Here is a 19,075-nt window from a genome sequence, read left to right as displayed (position 1 = left end):
AGCGTAAAAAATGAGCGAGTCAAAATAGCTCGCTCAGAGAGAACCCGGCGTAGAGTGAATACGCCGGGATTAACGCGTTTATTTACAGTTGGCTGCTGTCAGTACTGCCTGGTTTTTACCTACGCCAGCATAGTTCGCCAGTTTATCCTTCACGCACTGTGCGGAAACAGGGGAATAGTTATACGGAACGGCAGGGAATTTGCCAGTGCTCTTCCAGTCATCCGCATTGATGTGCGGTGTGGACGGTTTACCCCAGGTGATCTTGTATTTAGCAAAATCAGACGGGCTGGTAATGTTGTTGTTACGCAGTTCCCAGGTACCGAAGTTGGAATCGTCATTACGTGCAGTTACTGGGTTGAGTGCATTTTCGAACCAGTTGCTTTCGATCAGTGCAATCCCTTTCTGGCGGACGTTAAAGCCTGAGCTTTTGATGCCGTCATACAGGTTGTTATAAGCATGTACCTGACCACCACGTTGCAGCGGCAGACGTGAGTTAACATCGCTGTAAATATTGTGATGGTAAGTCAGGTTACGACCGGTGTCCGTGTTGCTTGAACCGCTCAAACCTACCTTTTTCACGCCGTGGATATAGTTGTACGATACGGTGACGTTGGTTGACCCTTTCTTGATATCGACAGCCGATTCAAAAGTGGTGTCGTTGTCTGGCGTACCAGCGCATTCGAAATTCTTAGCGAAGATCTCGTTGTGGTCGATCCAGACGTTCGGTGAATTGTCGATACGGACGGCATCGCCATCTTTTGCGCCACCCGGCATATAGCCGAAGCGCATGTTACGCACGACAACGTTGGAAGAGTTAACCAGCCAGATACCGAAGTTGGCGGAAGAGCCGTTGGTACCAAGGATGGTGAGCCCCTTGGTAAACTCTTTGATTTCTACACCGCGCGGATCTTTGCTCCATTGGCCACAGATATTGGCTTCAGCCGCTTTGATCAATGCATCTTCATTACCGTTATAGGTGATGACGAGCGGATAGGCGCCGCCTTTGACTTTCTTACCTTTAGAATCCAGTTGCGCTTCTTCGATGAGATTAATGATTTCTTGCAGAGAACGTGCGGTTTTCTTCACCGCGCCGGAAACATCGCCGCCGTCAGTGGTGGCATAACCTCCCGTGTTTGCCGCCATTGTCGGTTGGGCTGCGAGCAGCAACAGCCCAGCGGCTGCAGAAGGCAGTAGGTATTTCATTGTGTACTCTCCTTGACGTAGAATTTTTTGGGTATTTATCACTACACACCCTGTGTAATAAAATGGCTGTTTCAACAAAAATGAAATTAAGGTTGTCTATAAAGCCGAGCTAAGTGTTAACAGAAAAAATAAACAATACAAGATGGGGCGTTAAATATATTAATTAAATAACAGAGGACAACTGAGAGGATTTGTGTTCATTATCTTAAAATAGAAACTGATTTCTTTTTAAATACTTTAAATTCAATTGTTTATGTTTTATTTTTCGATCTGGATTCTTTATTTTTATTCGTTTATTACGTAAGCGTTATTCATTGTGAAGCAATTGTGATCGCCGTCAAAAGTTAAAAATAAATACCAATTAGAAAGATTGGCCTTGTGAATTAACCTGCCAAACTTAAAAAACGTAATTAATTCATGAGGTATTTTTAGTTATTGTTTTTTTTGTTAAAAATAATTTCATGAAAATAGCGTTCTACAGGGAAGGAATAATAAATATTACCTATTAATAAAGTTATTTATTGTGGAAATAAATCATTTGTGATCGATGTAATTATTATTACACTAATTTATTGCGCAGGGATGGTGAGCCTTTTGTCTTTGCTGCCGATGTATTCCCCACCATTGGCAAATTGGCGATCAAAAGTGTTAAAGCAGCTCACCTGCTTGAGATTATTAAACGTATCGAAGGGCGAGGGGCGGAGGCGGCGGCTGGTCAGGCAATGGCAAGGACAGCATTGGTTTTTCCGCGCACGGTTTTCGTGCTACGGCATCAACTATTTTAAATGAAATGGGATACCTCCCTGATGTGATTGGACGCCAGCTTGCTCATACTGAACGTAACAAGGTACAGACAGGCCCATGAATAACACGTCTGCTATGGGCGAGGAATGGAAGTTAACAATCGCTCTCAAAATTGATTAATGGCAGGTGCACCTGTGGCAGGGCAAGAAGTGTCGTCACTCAATCCATCCAGGGCACAGGCTCACCAATGTAAGTGTGTGTGCAGCAACGGCAAGTAACCTTAACGTCCTTTCCCGAAATCGAAGGGTTTACCTGTTGAAGGATTCCATTTTCATCAACAAATAGACCCGGATAAAAACTACTTTCGCCAATGCAGACTAAATCTCTTCGCTGATGCTCATGTAGCGCGACCAACCAGAATACAGGCTCGGTGGTATCAAGACGTCCACATACTTCGCTGAATATTTCATCCCACGGTTTTCCAGCCTGTTTGATGAGAAAGTAAAATAATGGCGTGTAGTCCCGGCCGCGCTTCTGCTGGCCACGCATTGTCCCGCGCTTTGCCAGTAGATCATCTCCAACTTTTTTACGATTGCGTTCCCAGCGATACTCAGCACCTGGATTATTAGAATGATGCCGCGTAGTCGTGTTGACGCTGCGATACAGTTTACGAGACTTGTTCTGTTGATGAGTACGCATATTTCGAGCTCCTGCATCCTTTCTTTTGTTAGTCGGTAACGCCGACCGTAGCCAGATTCAATAGTTTGTGACTGTATAAACAATGGTCGTACTTAAAGAAGTCTCATTCTGCTGAAATACCTCCCACTGACAACCACCATAAAGCCCGCTCCTGGGCACATAACAGACCGTCAATCTACCTCCCAAAACAACCCGTCCGATAAATCAAACCAGCACCTTCAAACCAATACCTTCAACCCATGTTTTCGCACCACGGTGAGCAGTTTCAGTGACAACCCGCTGGGGCGTTTTACGCCGCTTTCCCATTTCTGTACCGTCGAAACACTGGTGTTCAGGTAGCCGGCGAAAACTGACTGGCTGACGTTCAATTTTTCACGTAGCGCCTTAATCTCAAAAGGTTGAAGATCGTCCACGCTGTTGAGACATACTTTATCAAAGTTGCGCATCGCTTCCTGTGGAATAGCGTCGACGCTGAATAATTCAGAAGCCGCGCTGTGAATAGCCTCAAATGCAGGACTCTTGAATTTACTTTTTGCGGTCATGACAAATCTCCACCAGTTCTTTACTCTTAATCAGTACCGTAATCTTTTCATCGGCAAGGGTTGCGTAGTGCTTCGCCAACGCGCGGAATCCGGCCAGTTCGCGATTCTGGTTCAGCCGCTTCTTATAAACGCCGCAGCCGAGATCGTCAGCTTTCCCTTGTATCACCACCTCAATAGCTTCACATAACTCGCTATTCTTGATGGCGTGGGATTTAGCCTCCTTAGTGAACCATTTGGCTTTGCATACACGCATCAGGTCGACATCCTGTAACCTTCACTGTAGAACCTGGTGCTAGATTATTCGCTTTTCTGGCAGAGTCAAAGCGCTTGAAGTCTGCAAAACTTTGTCGTATTTGTGACCGTGAAACACTGCCGTCGATGACAGCTACCAATGTTTCCAGTATCGGGATGATACGAGTGACCAGTGAGGTCAATTTCTTGTCATCCCTTTCATGCTGGAGGCAGGTACAATGGCCTTTATCGCTTTAGCCCATAAGAATGTATCAAAAAAATTGCGGGTATTAGTGCGGGTATGAAAAGAAAAATCAAATAACATGTTTATTATTTATCAATAAGTTAACTAATTTATGCTGCTAATTATCGATAACTACGACTCCTTTACCTACAACCTTTACCAGTACTTTTGTGAGCTTGGCGCACAAGTCGTGGTGAAGCGTAATGATGAACTGACGCTGCACGAGATTGAGCAGCTTGCGCCCGAGCGGTTGGTAATTTCTCCGGGCCCCTGTACGCCAGATGAGGCGGGTATTTCACTGGCGGCTATACGTCACTTTGCTGGTAAATTGCCTATTTTGGGCGTATGTCTTGGCCATCAGGCGATGGGACAGGCGTTTGGCGCGTGTGTGGTGCGGGCGCGACAGGTGATGCATGGCAAAACCTCAGCGATTGCACACAACGATACGGGCGTTTTCACCGGGTTGACCCAGCCTTTGACGGTTACCCGCTATCATTCGCTCATCATTGACCCCGCGTCGCTACCCGATTGCTTTGAGGTTACCGCCTGGAGCGAATATGAAGGGAAACGTGACGAGATTATGGGGATCCGCCATCGCGTGTTGCCGCTGGAGGGGGTGCAGTTTCACCCGGAGAGCATTCTCAGCCAGCAAGGGCATCAGCTTTTGGACAATTTCCTTAAAATTTAATCGCATAGAAAGTTATTCTCTTCATCGGCTGATTTAATATTGCCTGTAATTGATTTTTTATGCATATTTATTGACTATATTTTCATTTCTGACGTAATGGACAGCAGAGTGAGGCAGCAAATGGCAGCAGAGCAGAAAGCAGTGACACGGGATACCCACGATAAAGTTATTTTGCCGGTTTATGCACCCGCGAAGTTTGTACCCGTGAAAGGTAAGGGGAGCCGCGTTTGGGATCAGGACGGCCGAGAATATATCGATTTCTCCGGTGGCATCGCCGTCACGGCGCTCGGTCACTGCCACCCGGCGCTAGTTAATGCCCTACATCAACAGGGCGAAAAACTGTGGCATACCAGCAATATTTTCACTAATGAACCTGCGCTACGCCTCGCCAGTAAGCTGATCGATGCCACTTTTGCCGATCGTGTGTTCTTTGTTAACTCTGGTGCAGAGGCTAACGAAGCCGCATTTAAGCTGGCGCGTCACTATGCGGTTAAACGCCATAGCCCGTATAAAACCAAGATCATCGCCTTCTACAATGCATTTCATGGCCGGACGCTGTTCACCGTTTCGGTTGGCGGACAGCCTAAATATGCCGATGGCTTCGGGCCTAAACCTGCGGATATCGTGCACGTTCCGTTCAACGATCTTGCTGCTGTTAAAGCGGTGATGGACGATCACACCTGCGCGGTCGTGCTGGAACCAATTCAGGGTGAAGGCGGCATTACCCCGGCTACGCCTGAATTTTTGCAGGGCGTTCGTGACTTGTGCGATCAACATAAAGCGCTGCTAGTGTTTGATGAAGTACAGAGTGGGATGGGGCGTACCGGTAAATTATTCAGCTATATGCACTATGGCATTACGCCAGATATCCTCACTACCGCGAAAGCGCTGGGTGGTGGTTTCCCGATTAGCGCGATGCTGACGACGGAAGAGATTGCATCAGCCATGACGGTTGGGGTACACGGAACGACCTATGGTGGCAATCCGCTAGCTTGTGCGGTCGCTGAAGCCGCGCTGGATATCATCAATACGCCAGAAGTGCTGTCGGGCGTAGCGGATCGTCACGATCGCTTTGTTAGTGAACTGGAGAGAATCAACCAGCAGTACAGCGTATTTGATCAGGTACGTGGTATGGGGCTGCTGTTGGGTGCAGAGCTGAAACCGCAGTGGCATGGTCGTGCGGGCGAATTTCTGGCTGCCGCAACGGCACAGGGGCTTATGGTGTTGATGGCGGGGCCGAACGTCATTCGTTTTGTGCCGTCTTTGATCATTGATGAAGATGATATTGTGCAGGGGATGGCGAAATTCGCCAAAGCGGTCGCTCAAGTGGTTGATACCGCGAACTGAGTTCACGATATTTTGTGATAAACCGTTTTGTACGCATTGTGCGATAAAAAAAGCGTGAGGCCGAGGCTTCACGCTTTTTTATTGGTAGGGTAGTACTGCGACAGGGATTTAGCGAGTGCCGTAAACGACGATCGTTTTACCGTGTGCAGAGATCAGATTCTGGTCTTCTAACATTTTCAGAATGCGGCCCACGGTTTCACGCGAGCAGCCAACGATTTGCCCAATTTCCTGACGGGTAATTTTAATTTGCATGCCATCTGGATGTGTCATGGCATCAGGTTGTTTGGCCAGGTTGAGTAATGTTTGGGCGATACGGCCAGTCACATCAAGGAAGGCGAGGTTGCCGACTTTTTCTGAGGTTACCTGAAGTCTGTTTGCCATTTGCGCAGACAGGCGCATGAGGATGTCCGGGTTAACCTGAATGAGCTGGCGGAATTTTTTGTATGAAATTTCAGCCACTTCACAGGCGGTTTTTGCCCGAACCCAAGCACTGCGCTCCTGACCTTCTTCAAACAGGCCGAGCTCACCAATAAAATCGCCCTGATTGAGGTAGGAAAGAATCATTTCCTTGCCTTCTTCATCTTTGATTAGCACTGCGACAGAGCCTTTCACGATGTAGTAAAGCGTTTCTGCTTTTTCACCTTGGTGAATCAGCGTGCTCTTCGATGGATACTTGTGGATATGACAATGGGAAAGGAACCATTCGAGAGTTGGGTCTGTCTGCGGTTTGCCGAGAACCATTCGCTATCATCCTCTGTTGTAATTCACTGCGCAAATTACAGGGGTCAGAGTTCCCTGTACGGCGTGTTTAACTGCTAAAAAAATAAAATTCAGTCTAGGCAGAATGACGTCAGGGAATATACTGGAACCACTGTACCCTTGATTTTCCGGCTGCTACCTTGCCGCACCGTAAACGTGGCTGGGTATGTCTGGCTACGTCATCATCTTCTTCGTTTCTGGGTTTGTCCAGAAAAGGTCTATTCTATTTTTGTTTTAACACAGCTTTAATGATGTGTCTTGTGTTGTCTCGCTTCAGCATGACAAAGCTCTGATTAACGCTGGTTTTTGTACAGTAACGATATAAATTTTCAAAAAATTTTTAGTGGAGAGGCATCATGCAGGCTCGGGTAAAATGGGTTGAAGGCTTAACGTTTTTGGGCGAATCGGCATCAGGACATCAGATATTGATGGATGGTAATTCTGGCGATAAAGCGCCCAGTCCGATGGAAATGGTGTTGATGTCCGTAGGAGGATGCAGCGCGATTGATGTGGTATCGATTCTGCAAAAGGGCCGTAATGATGTGGCGGATTGTGAGGTGAAATTGACGTCGGAACGCCGCTCTGAAGCGCCGCGTTTATTTACCCATATCAATCTGCATTTTATTGTGACGGGGAAAGGATTGACCGATAAAGTCGTCGAGCGGGCGGTTGCCCTGTCAGCGGAAAAATACTGCTCTGTGGCATTGATGCTGGGCAAAGCCGTTGAGGTGACGCACAGCCACGAAATTAGAGTGCTGGCATAATCTTTTTCTTGAGGCACTAATGCTGATCACTTAAGCCCGCTATTAGGGGAAACACAGAGGAGGTTCCCGCAGGAGGCCTCACCCCTGTGGCCGGCTCGTGTATCTCGATGCTTAAACGATCGGCATTATTCTCTTGGCTCGTGTTACCGTGCCCAGCTTTGCTCATTCGATGGCTTTCCCTTCTATCAGTCGCTGCACCAGCGGTGCCATGATGAGCTCCATCGCCAGCCCCATTTTCCCGCCGGGAACGACCAACGTGTTGATGTGGGAGATAAACGAACCCTGCAGCATAGCGAGCAGATAGGGATAATCTATATTATCCAACCCCTGAAAGTGAATGACGACGAAGCTTTCGTCCAGTGACGGAATCGACTTGGCGGCAAACGGGTTAGAGGTGTCCACGGTAGGCACGCGCTGGAAGTTGATATGGGTGCGAGAGAACTGCGGCGTGATGTAGGTGATGTAGTCTTCCATGGAGCGGACAACGGAATCCATCACCGCTTCACGTGAATGGCCACGTTCATTGACGTCACGAATCAGCTTTTGAATCCACTCCAGGTTGACGATTGGCACCACGCCGACGAGCAAATCCACATGCTGTGCCACGTCATTTTGTTCGGTGACTACGCCGCCGTGCAGCCCTTCATAGAACAGGATATCGGTGGGTTCCGGCATCGGTTCCCACGGTGTGAATGTTCCGGGAACCTGATTATAGGGGATCGCTTCATCGTAGGTATGCAGGTATTTCCGCGTCTGGCCGCGCCCATGCAGGCCATATTCGATAAACGATTGTTCCAGCAGGCTGAAATCATTCGCTTCCGGGCCGAAATAGCTGATGTGTCGCCCTAAATCACGCGCTTTGCGGATTGCCATGTCCATTTCCGGGCGGGTATAGCGGTGAAAGCTGTCGCCTTCCAACTGGGCTGCGCGTAGATCAAACTGCTGGAAAATCTTACGAAAGGCCAGACTGGTTGTCGTGGTACCTGCTCCGCTGGAGCCGGTAACCGCAATAATCGGATGCTGATGTGACATAAGGCGCGTGACTCCATGATCGCGATGCCACATAGGCTGAAGCCTGCGTGCATCCTCAAAAAAGACGTAATGGTTCCCATTGTTAGCATGTTTGGCGCGCTCTTTCACGCCTTTCGCCATGATCAATAAGGGGCATGCCCTCCTGCATTGAGCTGGCCGCGTGGCATAATATTGAGAGTTTCATGTAACTCAGACCACACCAAAACTACGTCGCCCGATTGGAGTTGGCTGCGGATATCTTCCACTTTCTGTGCCAACGAGCGCTCCTGTTCGCCGTAGTCAGTGCCTTCGCGCAGCACGAACGATTCGATGATGTTATCCAGCGTTTCTGGATCGAGCTGTTGCCAGGGAATAATCACGCTATGTTTCCTGAGTAAAAAGGGTTCCTGAAGAAGAATCGGTGGCGTGGTCCAAAAATGGGCTAAGCCAGTTGGGAATGCGCTGTTCCAGCCACATTTCCGGTTTCAATAACGTACCACTTACGAAGCCGACGTGCCCACCATGTTCCGTTAGCTGATACTCAATATTAGACGGTAACTGCGACAGATCGGGAATCACCTCCGGCGTCATGAAAGGATCGTCTTTTGCGTGGATGATCAGCAGCGGTTTGCGTATTTTAGGCAATAGCGGCAGAGCACTACAGCGTCGATAGTAGTCAGCCGCATCGCGAAAGCCGTGGATACGTGAGGTAATGACGTCATCAAACTCGCGTAACTGACGGATTCGCTTCAACTGCGGCAACTGAATCGGCAGCGTGTCTGGGTAGGCTGCCAGCTTGCGGCCGGCGTTTTGTTTCAACAGACGCAGCAGGTAGTGCTGATAGACGCGCGAGAAACCTTGTTCCATCCGACGGCTACAGGGCTCGAGCATTAAGGGGGCGGAAACGATGGCGGCGGCGGACAGGGAACAGGCTTCGCCCTGCTGACCGAGCAGGTAGGCCAGCATGTTGCCGCCGAGAGAAACGCCGATGGCGGCGGTAGGAGCCCCGCCCAGCGTCTCTTGCATCCAATGCAGAAAATAGCTGGCATCGCTGGTTTCACCGGAGTGATAAATACGCTTCATCCGGTTGGGCTTACCGCTGCACCCGCGAAAATGCATGATGACGGCCAGCCAGCCACGCTGTTTGCAGGCATGCAGCAGGCCGTGGGCATAGGGACTATGAAAACTGCCTTCCAATCCGTGAAACAGCACCACGCGCGGTTTATGCTTAGCCTGCTCGGGCGCTTCGCTCCACGCCAGATCGACAAAATCGCCGTCGGGTAATTCAAGCGGCTGCCAGACTGGCGAGAACTGCGCGTGACGCCGAATCAGGCGCGGTAATAGCGTTTGCAGATGCGGATTATGGGCACCGCTTAGCGGACGAAAATGGTCATGCATAAAGGATATGAAAATCTTGTTGTCGGCTCTTGTACGATCAATATCACACTGTTAGCTTCAATGCTGCCAGTTGGTACGACATTTGGGTCAGGAGCGCCCACAAATAATGGAACTGAGTTTATTTCTTTCGATGTTGGGTTTTCTGTGGGTAGCGGCTATCACGCCGGGGCCGAATAATATGCTGTTGACGACCTCGGGCGCGAATTTTGGCTTTATGCGTTCACTGTGGTTGATGGTCGGCATCATGCTGGGGATGCAGAGTATTTTGCTGCTGGTGGCATTCGGCGTCGGCGGTTTGATTCTGATTTACCCTTCGCTGCATTTTATCCTGAAAGTCCTCGGTAGTGCTTACCTGCTCTGGCTGGCGTGGAAAATCGCCACGGCGGCTTACGAACGGCTGGAAACGTCCGTTGCTCCGCCCCAGCCGATCCGGCTTTATCAAGGGTGGTTACTACAATTCCTGAACCCAAAAGCGTGGCTGATGGCGCTGGGCGCGGTTGCCAGTTTTAGTCTGGCGGGTGAAGGCTATAACCATTCGGTGATCGCGATAAGCATCGGCATTGTGCTGGTGAATTTGGTTTCCGGCGTCATCTGGCTCGGGTTTGGTACGATGATTGGGCGACTGCTGCGCAGTAAGAAAGCGTGGATTATCTTCAATGTGTCAATGGGGCTGCTGACCGCCGCCTGCGTGCTGTTGATTTGGCATTAGTGCTGGTTTGATAAAGTCGCGAGCGGTTTTTCGCTCGCGACGCCTTTCCGGTGAGAGAGACCAGATTCATTCGCTCTGCATCATCTGCTCTAACTGTTCCTGCGCATCCAGCCAGGACAGTTCTGTTTCTTCTAGCTCGATTTTTACTTTGGTTTGTTGTTGCAGGCAGTCAGTGAGTTCGGCCTTACGGCTGATATCGTAGATTGCACTGTCCGCCAGTCGGGCTTCAAGCGCTGCCAGCGTTTCACCCAGCTTTTCCATCTGCTGCTCAAGCTTGGTTATCTGTTTACGCAGCGGCTGAGTTTGTGTTCTCAATTCGGCTTCACGACGTTTCTGATCTTTTCTACCCTGCGCACTGTTGGCTGCATTCTCTTTGGGCGCTTCATCGGCCGCATTTTCCTGACGTTGCAGGCCGACCAGCCACTGTTGGTAATCTTCTAAATCGCCATCGAACGGCTCTACTTTCTGATCGTGTACCAGATAGAGATCGTCGGTGGTAGAACGGATCAGGTGTCGATCGTGCGAGACGACAACCAGCGCGCCTTCAAAATCGATTAACGCTTCGGTCAATGCCTGACGCATATCCAGATCGAGGTGGTTGGTCGGTTCATCGAGCAGCAGGAGATTCGGACGCTGCCAGACGATCAGCGCCAACACCAGACGGGCTTTTTCACCACCGGAGAAGCGCTCGGTAATTTCGGTGACCTTATCGCCCTGAAAACCGAAGCCGCCGAGGTAGTCGCGCAGTTGCTGTTCCGTTTCCCGTTCTGCCAGACGTACCAGATGTTGCAAGGGTGACTCGTCCGCACGTAGAAACTCTAACTGATGCTGAGCGAAATAACCGAGCTTAACGCCTTTCGCGAGTCCAATTTCCCCTTTCAGTGGAGCAAGCGTGCCAGCAAGCAGCTTGATCAGCGTGGATTTACCCGCGCCGTTATGGCCGAGCAGCCCGATGCGGGAACCCGGCACTAAATTGAGCTTGATGGACTCGAGAATCAGCTTGTCGTTGTAGCCAGCGCTGACCTTTTCCATCTTCATGAGTGGATTGGGTAACGACTCCGGGGCGCGAAAACTGAAGCGGAAAGGGTTATCGACATGCGCTGGTGCAATCATCTCCATGCGTTCCAGCATTTTTATCCGGCTTTGGGCCTGCTTGGCTTTGGTTGCTTGCGCACGAAACCTGTCAATATAGTGTTGCAGATGCGCGACACGTTCCTGCTGATGCTCATAGAGCGATTGCTGTTGTGCGAGACGGGTGGCGCGCTGGCGTTCAAACGAGGAGTAGTTGCCGGTGTACTCGTTGAGCGACTGCTGTTCGATGTGCAGAATTTTAGTCACTACCGGATCGAGGAAATCACGGTCGTGCGAGATCAGTACCAGCGTGCCGGCGTAGTTTTTCAGCCACTTCTCCAGCCAGATTACCGCATCCAAATCGAGGTGGTTGGTCGGTTCATCCAGCAACAGCAGATCGGAACGGCAAATCAGCGCCTGTGCCAGATTCAGACGCATCCTCCAGCCGCCGGAAAAGGCGCTGACAGGCTGTTGCAACTGTGGCTGAGAAAACCCGAGTCCGCTGAGCAGGCTTGACGCTCTCGCTTGTATCGTCCAGGCCTGAATCGCATCCAGTTTGCCGTGCAGTGTGGCAATGGCGTTGCCGTCGTTCTCTTCGTTGGCGGTTTGTAACGCGGCTTCCAACTGGCGAAACTCGCGGTCGCCGTCAATCACATAGTCCAGCGCCGGTTTGCCCAATGCTGGTGTTTCCTGGTTGACCCAGGCCAGTGACCAGTTTTGCGGAAATGTCGCGCTACCGCCATCGGCGCTGATTTCACCTTTCAGTAATGACAGCAGCGTAGATTTACCACAGCCGTTCTTGCCAACCAGACCGACTTTCTGGCCGGGATTAACCGTTGCTGTCGCGTTGTCGATTAGAACGCGTACACCACGTCGAATTTGCAGCGAAGAGAAAACAATCATAAAGCGCCGTATGTTCAGAGTATGTTAAATTATGGACATATCAGGACACGCGGTGTCCTGTTTTTAGTCGTTGCGCTGCATGGTAACGGAAAACGATTATCATGACGACGCTTTGGAGGGGAATGATGTCGCAGCCACCGAAAATTTTGCTGCTGTATGCCCATCCGGAACCACAGGACTCGGTAGCGAACCGGGTCCTATTGCAACCGGCGCAGCAGTTGGCGAATGTAACCGTGCACGATCTTTACGCACACTATCCTGATTTTTTTATCGATATTCATCACGAACAACAGTTGCTGCGTGAGCATCAGATCATTGTTTTCCAACACCCGTTTTATACCTATAGCTGCCCTGCGTTACTGAAAGAGTGGCTCGATAGGGTGTTATCCCGTGGTTTTGCCAATGGGATTGGCGGGAATGCGCTGGCGGGGAAATACTGGCGTTCAGTGATTACGACCGGTGAACCGGAAGACGCTTACCATGTTGATGGTAACAACCGTTACCCCATGGATGATTTGCTACGCCCGTTTGAACTGACGGCTGGCATGTGCCGTATGCATTGGATGCGCCCGATGATTGTGTACTGGGCACGTCGTTTACAGCCCGATGTGTTATCAAGCCATGCCAGAGCCTACGGCGAATGGTTATCCTCCCCTTTATCTGAAGAGGAACGCTGATATGGAGAGTTCCGCGCTACTGACCGCCGGAGTCTTGTTTTTGTTTGTTGCGGTAGTAGCTGTACCGATCGCTGCCCGATTAGGAATTGGTGCCGTATTGGGCTATTTGATCGCCGGGATCGCCATTGGCCCTTGGGGGCTCGGCTTTATTCGCGACGTGGACGCCATCCTGCACTTCTCTGAGCTGGGCGTGGTTTTCCTGATGTTCATCATCGGTCTGGAGCTGAATCCGGCAAAGCTCTGGACGCTGCGCCGTTCGATCTTTGGCGTTGGGGCGGCTCAGGTTGGCTTGAGTGCGCTGATTCTCGGTGGGGCATTATATCTAACGGACTTTTCATGGCAGTCAGCGCTGATTGGCGGCGTGGGGCTAGCGATGTCGTCAACGGCCATGGCACTGCAACTGATGCGTGAGAAAGGCATGAACCGCAGTGAGTCCGGTCAGCTTGGCTTTTCTGTCCTGCTGTTTCAGGATCTGGCGGTGATTCCCGCGCTGGCGCTGATTCCCATTCTGGCTGGTGTGCAGGGGGATTTCGGCGATTGGGAACGGATCGGACTGAAGGTCGCTGCGTTTCTCGGCATGCTAATCGGTGGTCGCTATCTGGTGCGTCCGCTGTTTCGTTTTATTGCGGCATCCGGCGTGCGCGAAGTGTTCACAGCCGCCGCGTTGTTGCTGGTGCTGGGTTCTGCGCTGTTTATGGAAGCATTAGGGCTTTCTATGGCGTTAGGCACTTTTATCGCCGGGATTCTGCTGGCGGAAAGTGAATATCGACATGAGCTGGAAATTGCGATTGAACCGTTCAAAGGTTTGCTGCTAGGCCTGTTCTTTATCTCTGTAGGAATGGCGCTGAACCTCGGTATTCTCTACACCCACATCGTGAAAATTATGGTTGCGGTATTGGTGCTGGTGGCGGTGAAAGCGGCTGTACTTTACTTCCTTGCACGGATTAACCGAATGCGCCGCTCCGAGCGTTTGCAGTTTGCCGGCGTGCTGAGTCAGGGCGGCGAGTTTGCTTTTGTGCTGTTTTCCGCGGCGGCGTCATTTAACGTATTGAAAGGTGAGCAACTGCCGCTGTTGCTGGTGACTGTGACGTTATCGATGATGACGACGCCGCTGCTGATGCAGGCGATCGACCGCATTTTAGCGCGTCGCTATAACGTGCAGGATGTGCCAGATGAGAAACCCTATGTCGAGGATGACGAACCGCAGGTGATTGTGGTGGGTTTCGGACGTTTCGGGCAGGTGATCAGTCGTTTATTAATGGCGAACAAAATGCGGATCACAGTTCTTGAACGGGATATCAGCGCCGTTAGCCTGATGCGCAGCTATGGCTATAAGGTTTATTATGGCGATGCCACGGAGCTGGAGTTGCTGCGTTCGGCGGGCGCGGACAAAGCACGATCGATTGTGATTACCTGTAATACGCCGGAAGATACGATGGAAATAGTGCATCTGTGCCAACAGCATTTTCCGAATTTGGAGATTCTGGCACGGGCGCGTGGTCGTGTTGAAGCCCATGAGTTGCTGCAAACCGGTGTGAAACATTTCTCGCGCGAAACCTTTTCCAGTGCGCTGGAGCTAGGACGTAAAACGCTGGTAACCCTCGGTATGCATCCTCATCAGGCGATGCGTGCACAACAGCATTTTCGCCGTCTCGATATGCGTATGCTGCGTGAACTGGTGCCGCAACTGACGGGGGATGTCGCGCAGATTTCTCGTGTAAAAGAGGCGCGCCGTGAGCTGGAGGATATTTTCCAGCGCGAAATGCTGCGTGAGCGCCGCCGGCCAAGTGTGTGGGATGAGGACGACGAGTAAGAATAAATAACGCCTAGTAGAATAGATTCCAGGTTCTAGATTTTAGAACGGAGAGTAATGGGAGCGAGTATGCGTAAACGCTTTATTGCCGGGGCGGTGTGCCCGACGTGTCAGGCTCAGGACACGCTAGCGGTTGGACGAGAAGATGACGTTGAGGTGGTGGTGTGCGTAAAGTGCGGATATCGCCAGAGTCGGGCAGATGAACCCACGACGGCACCCGCCCCGCAGGCTAGCGATATTATCGGGATCTTCCGGCCAGAATGAGGGATGAGTGTCATGGTGGCATTGTCACCAACCGTTGACGTTTTTTGATTCCAGACGGTACATAGGGACATTTTTCAGCTACAATTTGCGCCAGTTTGATTTCCAACGGTAGGAGATATCATGAAAGTAGCAAAAGATCTGGTGGTCAGCCTGGCCTATCAGGTACGTACAGAAGACGGTGTTTTGGTTGATGAGTCTCCGGTGAGCGCGCCGTTGGACTATCTGCATGGTCACGGTTCCCTGATTTCAGGTCTGGAAACCGCGTTGGAAGGCCGTGAAGCTGGCGAAACGTTTGATGTGAACATTGGTTCCAACGACGCTTACGGCAACTATGACGAGAATCTGGTTCAACGCGTACCGAAAGATGTCTTTATGGGCGTTGACGAATTGCAAGTTGGCATGCGTTTTCTGGCTGAAACCGATCAGGGTCCAGTTCCGGTTGAAATCACCGAAGTTGAAGACGACCACGTTGTTGTCGACGGTAACCACATGCTGGCAGGCCAAAACCTGAGCTTCCATGTTGAAGTCATTGCGATTCGCGAAGCGACGGAAGAAGAATTGGCGCACGGTCACGTTCATGGCGAACACGATCATGAACACGGCGACGGCTGCTGTGGCGGTCACGGCCATGACCACGATCATGACCATGATCACCAACACGGTAAAGGCGGCTGCGGCGGCCACGGTGGATGTGGTTGCCACTAATCGGTCGTAGCGCATAAAAAAACCTCAGGTTGATGAATATCACCTGAGGTTTTTTATTTCAAGATAGCATCAGCGCAGCCAAATCTTTTGCCCATGCCACACCGACAGTTAAGGCGCCGTGAGCCAAGTTCATAGGGCTATTCCTTGCTGAGTAACAAGCCCAGCCTAGGTGGCGGTCATCGGCGCAATATCAGCCAGCCTACTTCGGCCCACGCACATCGGGTAACGGGGCTTTGGCTCTGTATTGCCTGTCATTTTTCATGTTGCCTATACGGTTGGAATCGTACCGCCATCAATCACGTGCTCTGTCCCTGTGATCGTTGCGGCGAGTGGCGATGCCAGGAAGGCAATGAGATTGGCTACCTCAATCGGCCTCGACGGTCGACCCAATGGAATACCTCCAAGCGAATTCATGATGATTTGCTTGCCGCCCTCATAGTCAGTTCCAGCCTGCAAGGCGATCCGCTCTGCCAGAGCAACCGATGCTTCTGTTTCAACCCACCCTGGCGCCACTCGAACGACGCGAACACCTTGAGGTGACACTTCTTTCGATAGGCTTTTACTGTATGTCGAAAGCGCAGCCTTCGCGGCGGCATAAGCGGTAGTCGATTCAGGTAAAGGGAGTTCACGCTGGATTGATGTGACGTGAACGATAACGCCAGAACCTTGCGCCAGCATGCCAGGCAGCAATACACGATCCAGGCGAACGGCAGGCAACAAATTGAGATTCAGTTCGCGCTGCCATTCGTCTTCTCCCAATGCTGCGAAGCCTCCTCCTGGTGCCGTTGAGCCACCCAGGACATGGATGATGATGTCCACGCTTCCAAAGTTGGCAATGACTGCATTTGCCACCACGTTGCAGCCTTCGACCGTCATCAGGTCGGCAGCAACAAAGATGTCTGCCGATTTATCGGTTGGCTGCTCTCGTGCGGTTGTGAGCACTTTTGCTCCGAGTTCGCGAAACAAACCAACGACAGCTTTGCCGATCCCCTTGGTGCCTGCTGTCACAAGGACGCGTTTGTCTTGTAATTCCATGCGCATGGACATCAGACAATCTCCAGTAACGTGATCTTGCCGCCTGCCAGATCAAACAGATGGTCTAGCTGGACAGGGCTACCGGGGAAGTTGCCAACAACATTGGCGGTGGCTGATAAACGATCGCCATCTTGGGTCACGCTGACAAGCTCAACGGTGTACTCAAATTTTTTCTGAGTCTCAAGCAGCCAGGACTGGATGGCATCATGACCTCGGTATATCTGGCCTTCGTCAACGACGACGGCATCCTGCGTGAAGCAGTGGACTATTTGAGCAATGTCTGAGCCGTTGCTGATTTCGAAATAGGTAGAAACAGAGCTTGGTAGTGAAAAGGACATAAGCGTGTTCTCGCTATAGTTTGCCGTACAGATATTTTCACCATAGACTATCTATTTATCAAGAACGCACAAAAAAGTAAGTTACTGAGTTATGAGGAAAGTATACACACCAGCCACCGCTGCACTTGGCGTGGAAGAAGTAATTCGACTGCTTGAAGGCCGCTGGAAGCTCATCATTCTTTTCCACCTTTTCGATGGAAAAGTACAACGCTATTCGGACTTAGAAAGGTTGATTCCGGGCATTTCCCAGAAGATGCTGGCTCAGCAGTTGCGGCAACTAGAGGCTGATGGCATCGTTTCAAGGAAGCTGTATCCTCAGGTGCCGCCCAAGGTTGAATACCGGCTCACAGAATGGGGGCAAGCCTTGTGCCCCGCTCTGGATGCAATGCTGAAATGGGCAGAACAGCGCGACGATTTCCTTTCGAAGGGCGCAGAGGACGAGCAGGCCATCGACTGATGCTTGGTGGATCGACGATCCGCTTTGCCATTAGGACTGAGCGCTTCGAATGTTGCGCCAGATCTCGCTGCATCGTCTCGGTATTGGAGAACGCGCTACACCCTCAGTAATGCGGCGGTGGCGTTTCTTCCGACTGTGGTGCGACGAGCGACGTTTGCTGGTTGCGCAGTCTGTCGGTGAGTAGACGAACGTGCTCACGCAGGCGACTAATTTCTCGCTCGTGTTGAATAACCGTTTGGTTAAGGTCTTCTATGGTTAATTCCTGAAAGGCCTGTCGGCTTTCCAACTGTTCAAGCCGTTCTTCAAGTGCTGATGGTGACATCGGTATTCCCCTTACTTCTTGTTACCTGCAAGTTTGTCAGAAAGCGGAAACTTCTGGTAGTAAAAACGGTCGCAGTAGGGCGCAATGCAGTATCCGAAATGGGGCATATCGTTGCCAGATGGCCTTAGGGCGATACAAATGATGTCGGAAAAGCTTCCTGACGTTTTTTATCAAAGGATTGTCGAGTGCGTCGTTGTGTTGTCTTCGTCCGCACAGTTATAGTAGGCGCGAATTTATTTTAATGATGGCTGGAGCGCGTCGCTCCAGATGCTGGAGAAATGGATGAAATCACTGTTTAAAGTAACGCTGTTAGCAACAACGATGGCTCTGGCTCTGAACGCAGGTCAGGTTCTGGCGGCAGACAAGGCGCAGGCATCTGATAATACTGCGGCAGCCAAATTCAAAAGCGATGAGCAGGCAGCGGCTTACGCGTTAGGTGCTTCTTTAGGGCGTTATATGGATAACTCCCTGAAAGAGCAGGAAAAATTGGGCATCAAACTGGATAAAGATCAGTTGATTGCTGGTGTGCAAGATGCGTTTGCTGACAAGAGCAAGTTGACTGACGAAGAAATTGAGAAAACGCTGCAAGGTTTTGAAGGCAAAGTGAAAGCTGCTGCTGAAGCCAAGATGAAGCAAGATACGAAAGATAATGCGGACAAAGGCACCAAGTATCTTGAAACCTTCGCCAAAGAAAAAGGCGTGAAGAAAACGGCATCTGGCCTTCTGTACCAGGTTGAGAAAGAAGGTAGCGGCAACGCACCGAAAGACAGCGATACCGTAGTCGTTAACTACAAAGGTACGCTGGTTGACGGTAGCGAGTTCGACAACTCCTACACACGTGGCGAACCGCTTTCTTTCCGTCTGGACGGCGTCATCCCAGGTTGGACTGAAGGTCTGAAGCACGTTAAGAAAGGCGGCAAAATCAAGCTGGCTATCCCACCAGCGCTGGCCTATGGTGAAAACGGTGTGCCTGGCATTCCGGCTAACTCTACGCTGGTGTTTGACGTTGAGCTGTTGGACATTAAATCTGAAGCTGACCTGAAAGCCGCAGATGATGCGAAAGCTGAAAAACCAGCCGCCGCAGAGAAAACCGCTAAATAAGCGTCGTTATTATGGTGCTATGACCGCAGGCATTGTCCTGCGGTTTTTTT

The 19,075-nt window shown here is 50.8% G+C and carries 23 protein-coding genes; 11 read left to right on the top strand and 12 right to left on the bottom strand.

All coding sequences use genetic code 11. The annotated features are described in order from the left end of the window. Window positions 1–78: 78 nt before the first annotated feature. Window positions 79–1,203: a pectate lyase PelA gene (gene pelA, locus A7983_RS05310; protein ID WP_005969507.1), complete on the bottom strand. Its 1,125-nt coding sequence runs from the start codon at window positions 1,201–1,203 to the stop codon at window positions 79–81. Between the two features lie 572 nt (window positions 1,204–1,775). Between pelA and A7983_RS24800 the strand changes: the two genes are divergently transcribed. Beyond that, a complete protein-coding gene (locus A7983_RS24800) occupies window positions 1,776–1,988 on the top strand; it encodes a phage integrase central domain-containing protein (RefSeq protein WP_407670468.1) in 213 nt (70 codons plus the stop codon). A 178-nt stretch (window positions 1,989–2,166) separates the two neighbouring features. On the opposite strand, the gene A7983_RS05305 is transcribed toward A7983_RS24800, so the two are convergent. The 3 genes from A7983_RS05305 to A7983_RS05295 form a co-directional block, all read right to left on the bottom strand. Further along, on the bottom strand, window positions 2,167–2,646 hold the full coding sequence (locus A7983_RS05305) for a hypothetical protein (protein WP_005969510.1): 480 nt from the start codon (window positions 2,644–2,646) through the stop codon (window positions 2,167–2,169). 218 nt (window positions 2,647–2,864) lie between these two features. Continuing rightward, window positions 2,865–3,188, bottom strand: a complete 324-nt coding sequence (locus A7983_RS05300; protein WP_005969512.1) for a helix-turn-helix domain-containing protein — start codon at window positions 3,186–3,188, stop codon at window positions 2,865–2,867. After that, window positions 3,172–3,441, bottom strand: coding sequence for a type II toxin-antitoxin system RelE/ParE family toxin (locus tag A7983_RS05295; protein WP_005969515.1), 270 nt, complete (start codon window positions 3,439–3,441; stop codon window positions 3,172–3,174). The genes A7983_RS05300 and A7983_RS05295 overlap by 17 nt, the downstream gene beginning before the upstream one ends. Window positions 3,442–3,775: 334 nt before the next feature. Between A7983_RS05295 and A7983_RS05290 the strand changes: the two genes are divergently transcribed. Both A7983_RS05290 and argD read left to right on the top strand, forming a co-directional pair. After that, window positions 3,776–4,351 carry an aminodeoxychorismate synthase component II gene (locus tag A7983_RS05290; protein ID WP_005969517.1) on the top strand — a complete coding sequence of 192 codons (576 nt, stop codon included), beginning with the start codon at window positions 3,776–3,778 and terminating at the stop codon, window positions 4,349–4,351. A 120-nt stretch (window positions 4,352–4,471) separates the two neighbouring features. Next, the gene (gene argD, locus A7983_RS05285) at window positions 4,472–5,698 is read left to right on the top strand and encodes a bifunctional acetylornithine/succinyldiaminopimelate transaminase (RefSeq protein ID WP_005969519.1); all 1,227 of its coding nucleotides are present in this window, start codon (window positions 4,472–4,474) and stop codon (window positions 5,696–5,698) included. A gap of 108 nt (window positions 5,699–5,806) precedes the next feature. Here the strand turns inward: argD and crp are convergent, their stop codons facing one another. Beyond that, window positions 5,807–6,439, bottom strand: coding sequence for a cAMP-activated global transcriptional regulator CRP (crp, locus tag A7983_RS05280; protein WP_005969523.1), 633 nt, complete (start codon window positions 6,437–6,439; stop codon window positions 5,807–5,809). 374 nt (window positions 6,440–6,813) lie between these two features. Here crp and A7983_RS05275 point away from each other — a divergent pair, with 374 nt between their 5' ends. Further along, window positions 6,814–7,221: an OsmC family protein gene (locus A7983_RS05275; protein ID WP_005969525.1), complete on the top strand. Its 408-nt coding sequence runs from the start codon at window positions 6,814–6,816 to the stop codon at window positions 7,219–7,221. A gap of 162 nt (window positions 7,222–7,383) precedes the next feature. On the opposite strand, the gene A7983_RS05270 is transcribed toward A7983_RS05275, so the two are convergent. The 3 genes from A7983_RS05270 to A7983_RS05260 form a co-directional block, all read right to left on the bottom strand. Next, a complete protein-coding gene (locus A7983_RS05270) occupies window positions 7,384–8,253 on the bottom strand; it encodes a phosphoribulokinase (RefSeq protein ID WP_039478803.1) in 870 nt (289 codons plus the stop codon). Window positions 8,254–8,375: 122 nt separating this feature from the next. Beyond that, window positions 8,376–8,612, bottom strand: coding sequence for a YheU family protein (locus tag A7983_RS05265; protein WP_005969531.1), 237 nt, complete (start codon window positions 8,610–8,612; stop codon window positions 8,376–8,378). A 1-nt stretch (window position 8,613) separates the two neighbouring features. Then, on the bottom strand, window positions 8,614–9,630 hold the full coding sequence (locus A7983_RS05260) for a hydrolase (RefSeq protein ID WP_005969533.1): 1,017 nt from the start codon (window positions 9,628–9,630) through the stop codon (window positions 8,614–8,616). Between the two features lie 106 nt (window positions 9,631–9,736). On the opposite strand from A7983_RS05260, the gene A7983_RS05255 reads away from it, so the two are divergent. Next, complete coding sequence (locus A7983_RS05255) at window positions 9,737–10,339, top strand: LysE family translocator (RefSeq protein ID WP_005969536.1); 603 nt, start codon at window positions 9,737–9,739, stop codon at window positions 10,337–10,339. Between the two features lie 66 nt (window positions 10,340–10,405). On the opposite strand, the gene A7983_RS05250 is transcribed toward A7983_RS05255, so the two are convergent. After that, complete coding sequence (locus A7983_RS05250; RefSeq protein WP_005969538.1) at window positions 10,406–12,313, bottom strand: ABC transporter ATP-binding protein; 1,908 nt, start codon at window positions 12,311–12,313, stop codon at window positions 10,406–10,408. Between the two features lie 125 nt (window positions 12,314–12,438). Between A7983_RS05250 and kefG the strand changes: the two genes are divergently transcribed. From kefG to slyD, 4 genes are all read left to right on the top strand, one after another. Continuing rightward, the gene (gene kefG, locus A7983_RS05245) at window positions 12,439–12,990 is read left to right on the top strand and encodes a glutathione-regulated potassium-efflux system ancillary protein KefG (protein ID WP_005969540.1); all 552 of its coding nucleotides are present in this window, start codon (window positions 12,439–12,441) and stop codon (window positions 12,988–12,990) included. 1 nt (window position 12,991) lies between these two features. Then, window positions 12,992–14,803 carry a glutathione-regulated potassium-efflux system protein KefB gene (gene kefB / locus A7983_RS05240; RefSeq protein ID WP_005969541.1) on the top strand — a complete coding sequence of 604 codons (1,812 nt, stop codon included), beginning with the start codon at window positions 12,992–12,994 and terminating at the stop codon, window positions 14,801–14,803. A 69-nt stretch (window positions 14,804–14,872) separates the two neighbouring features. Then, window positions 14,873–15,067 (top strand): YheV family putative zinc ribbon protein, encoded by a 195-nt coding sequence (locus A7983_RS05235; protein ID WP_005969543.1) that lies wholly within the window; start codon window positions 14,873–14,875, stop codon window positions 15,065–15,067. 120 nt (window positions 15,068–15,187) lie between these two features. Then, window positions 15,188–15,772 carry a peptidylprolyl isomerase gene (slyD, locus tag A7983_RS05230; protein ID WP_005969545.1) on the top strand — a complete coding sequence of 195 codons (585 nt, stop codon included), beginning with the start codon at window positions 15,188–15,190 and terminating at the stop codon, window positions 15,770–15,772. Between the two features lie 267 nt (window positions 15,773–16,039). On the opposite strand, the gene A7983_RS05225 is transcribed toward slyD, so the two are convergent. Continuing rightward, window positions 16,040–16,819: an SDR family oxidoreductase gene (locus A7983_RS05225; protein ID WP_005969547.1), complete on the bottom strand. Its 780-nt coding sequence runs from the start codon at window positions 16,817–16,819 to the stop codon at window positions 16,040–16,042. Then, window positions 16,819–17,145, bottom strand: coding sequence for a nuclear transport factor 2 family protein (locus A7983_RS05220; protein WP_005969549.1), 327 nt, complete (start codon window positions 17,143–17,145; stop codon window positions 16,819–16,821). The genes A7983_RS05225 and A7983_RS05220 overlap by 1 nt, the downstream gene beginning before the upstream one ends. Before the next feature lie 91 nt (window positions 17,146–17,236). On the opposite strand from A7983_RS05220, the gene A7983_RS05215 reads away from it, so the two are divergent. Further along, window positions 17,237–17,602 (top strand): winged helix-turn-helix transcriptional regulator, encoded by a 366-nt coding sequence (locus A7983_RS05215; protein ID WP_005969551.1) that lies wholly within the window; start codon window positions 17,237–17,239, stop codon window positions 17,600–17,602. Window positions 17,603–17,705: 103 nt separating this feature from the next. Here the strand turns inward: A7983_RS05215 and A7983_RS05210 are convergent, their stop codons facing one another. Beyond that, window positions 17,706–17,924, bottom strand: coding sequence for a protein SlyX (locus A7983_RS05210; RefSeq protein WP_005969553.1), 219 nt, complete (start codon window positions 17,922–17,924; stop codon window positions 17,706–17,708). 282 nt (window positions 17,925–18,206) lie between these two features. On the opposite strand from A7983_RS05210, the gene fkpA reads away from it, so the two are divergent. After that, the gene (fkpA, locus tag A7983_RS05205) at window positions 18,207–19,025 is read left to right on the top strand and encodes an FKBP-type peptidyl-prolyl cis-trans isomerase (protein ID WP_005969555.1); all 819 of its coding nucleotides are present in this window, start codon (window positions 18,207–18,209) and stop codon (window positions 19,023–19,025) included. The last annotated feature ends 50 nt before the right edge of the window (window positions 19,026–19,075 follow it).

It is taken from the genome of Pectobacterium wasabiae CFBP 3304 (genome assembly GCF_001742185.1).
GTDB lineage: Bacteria > Pseudomonadota > Gammaproteobacteria > Enterobacterales > Enterobacteriaceae > Pectobacterium > Pectobacterium wasabiae.
Note: the sequence above shows the minus strand (reverse complement) of the source record. Positions and strands in the feature narration are given on the sequence as shown.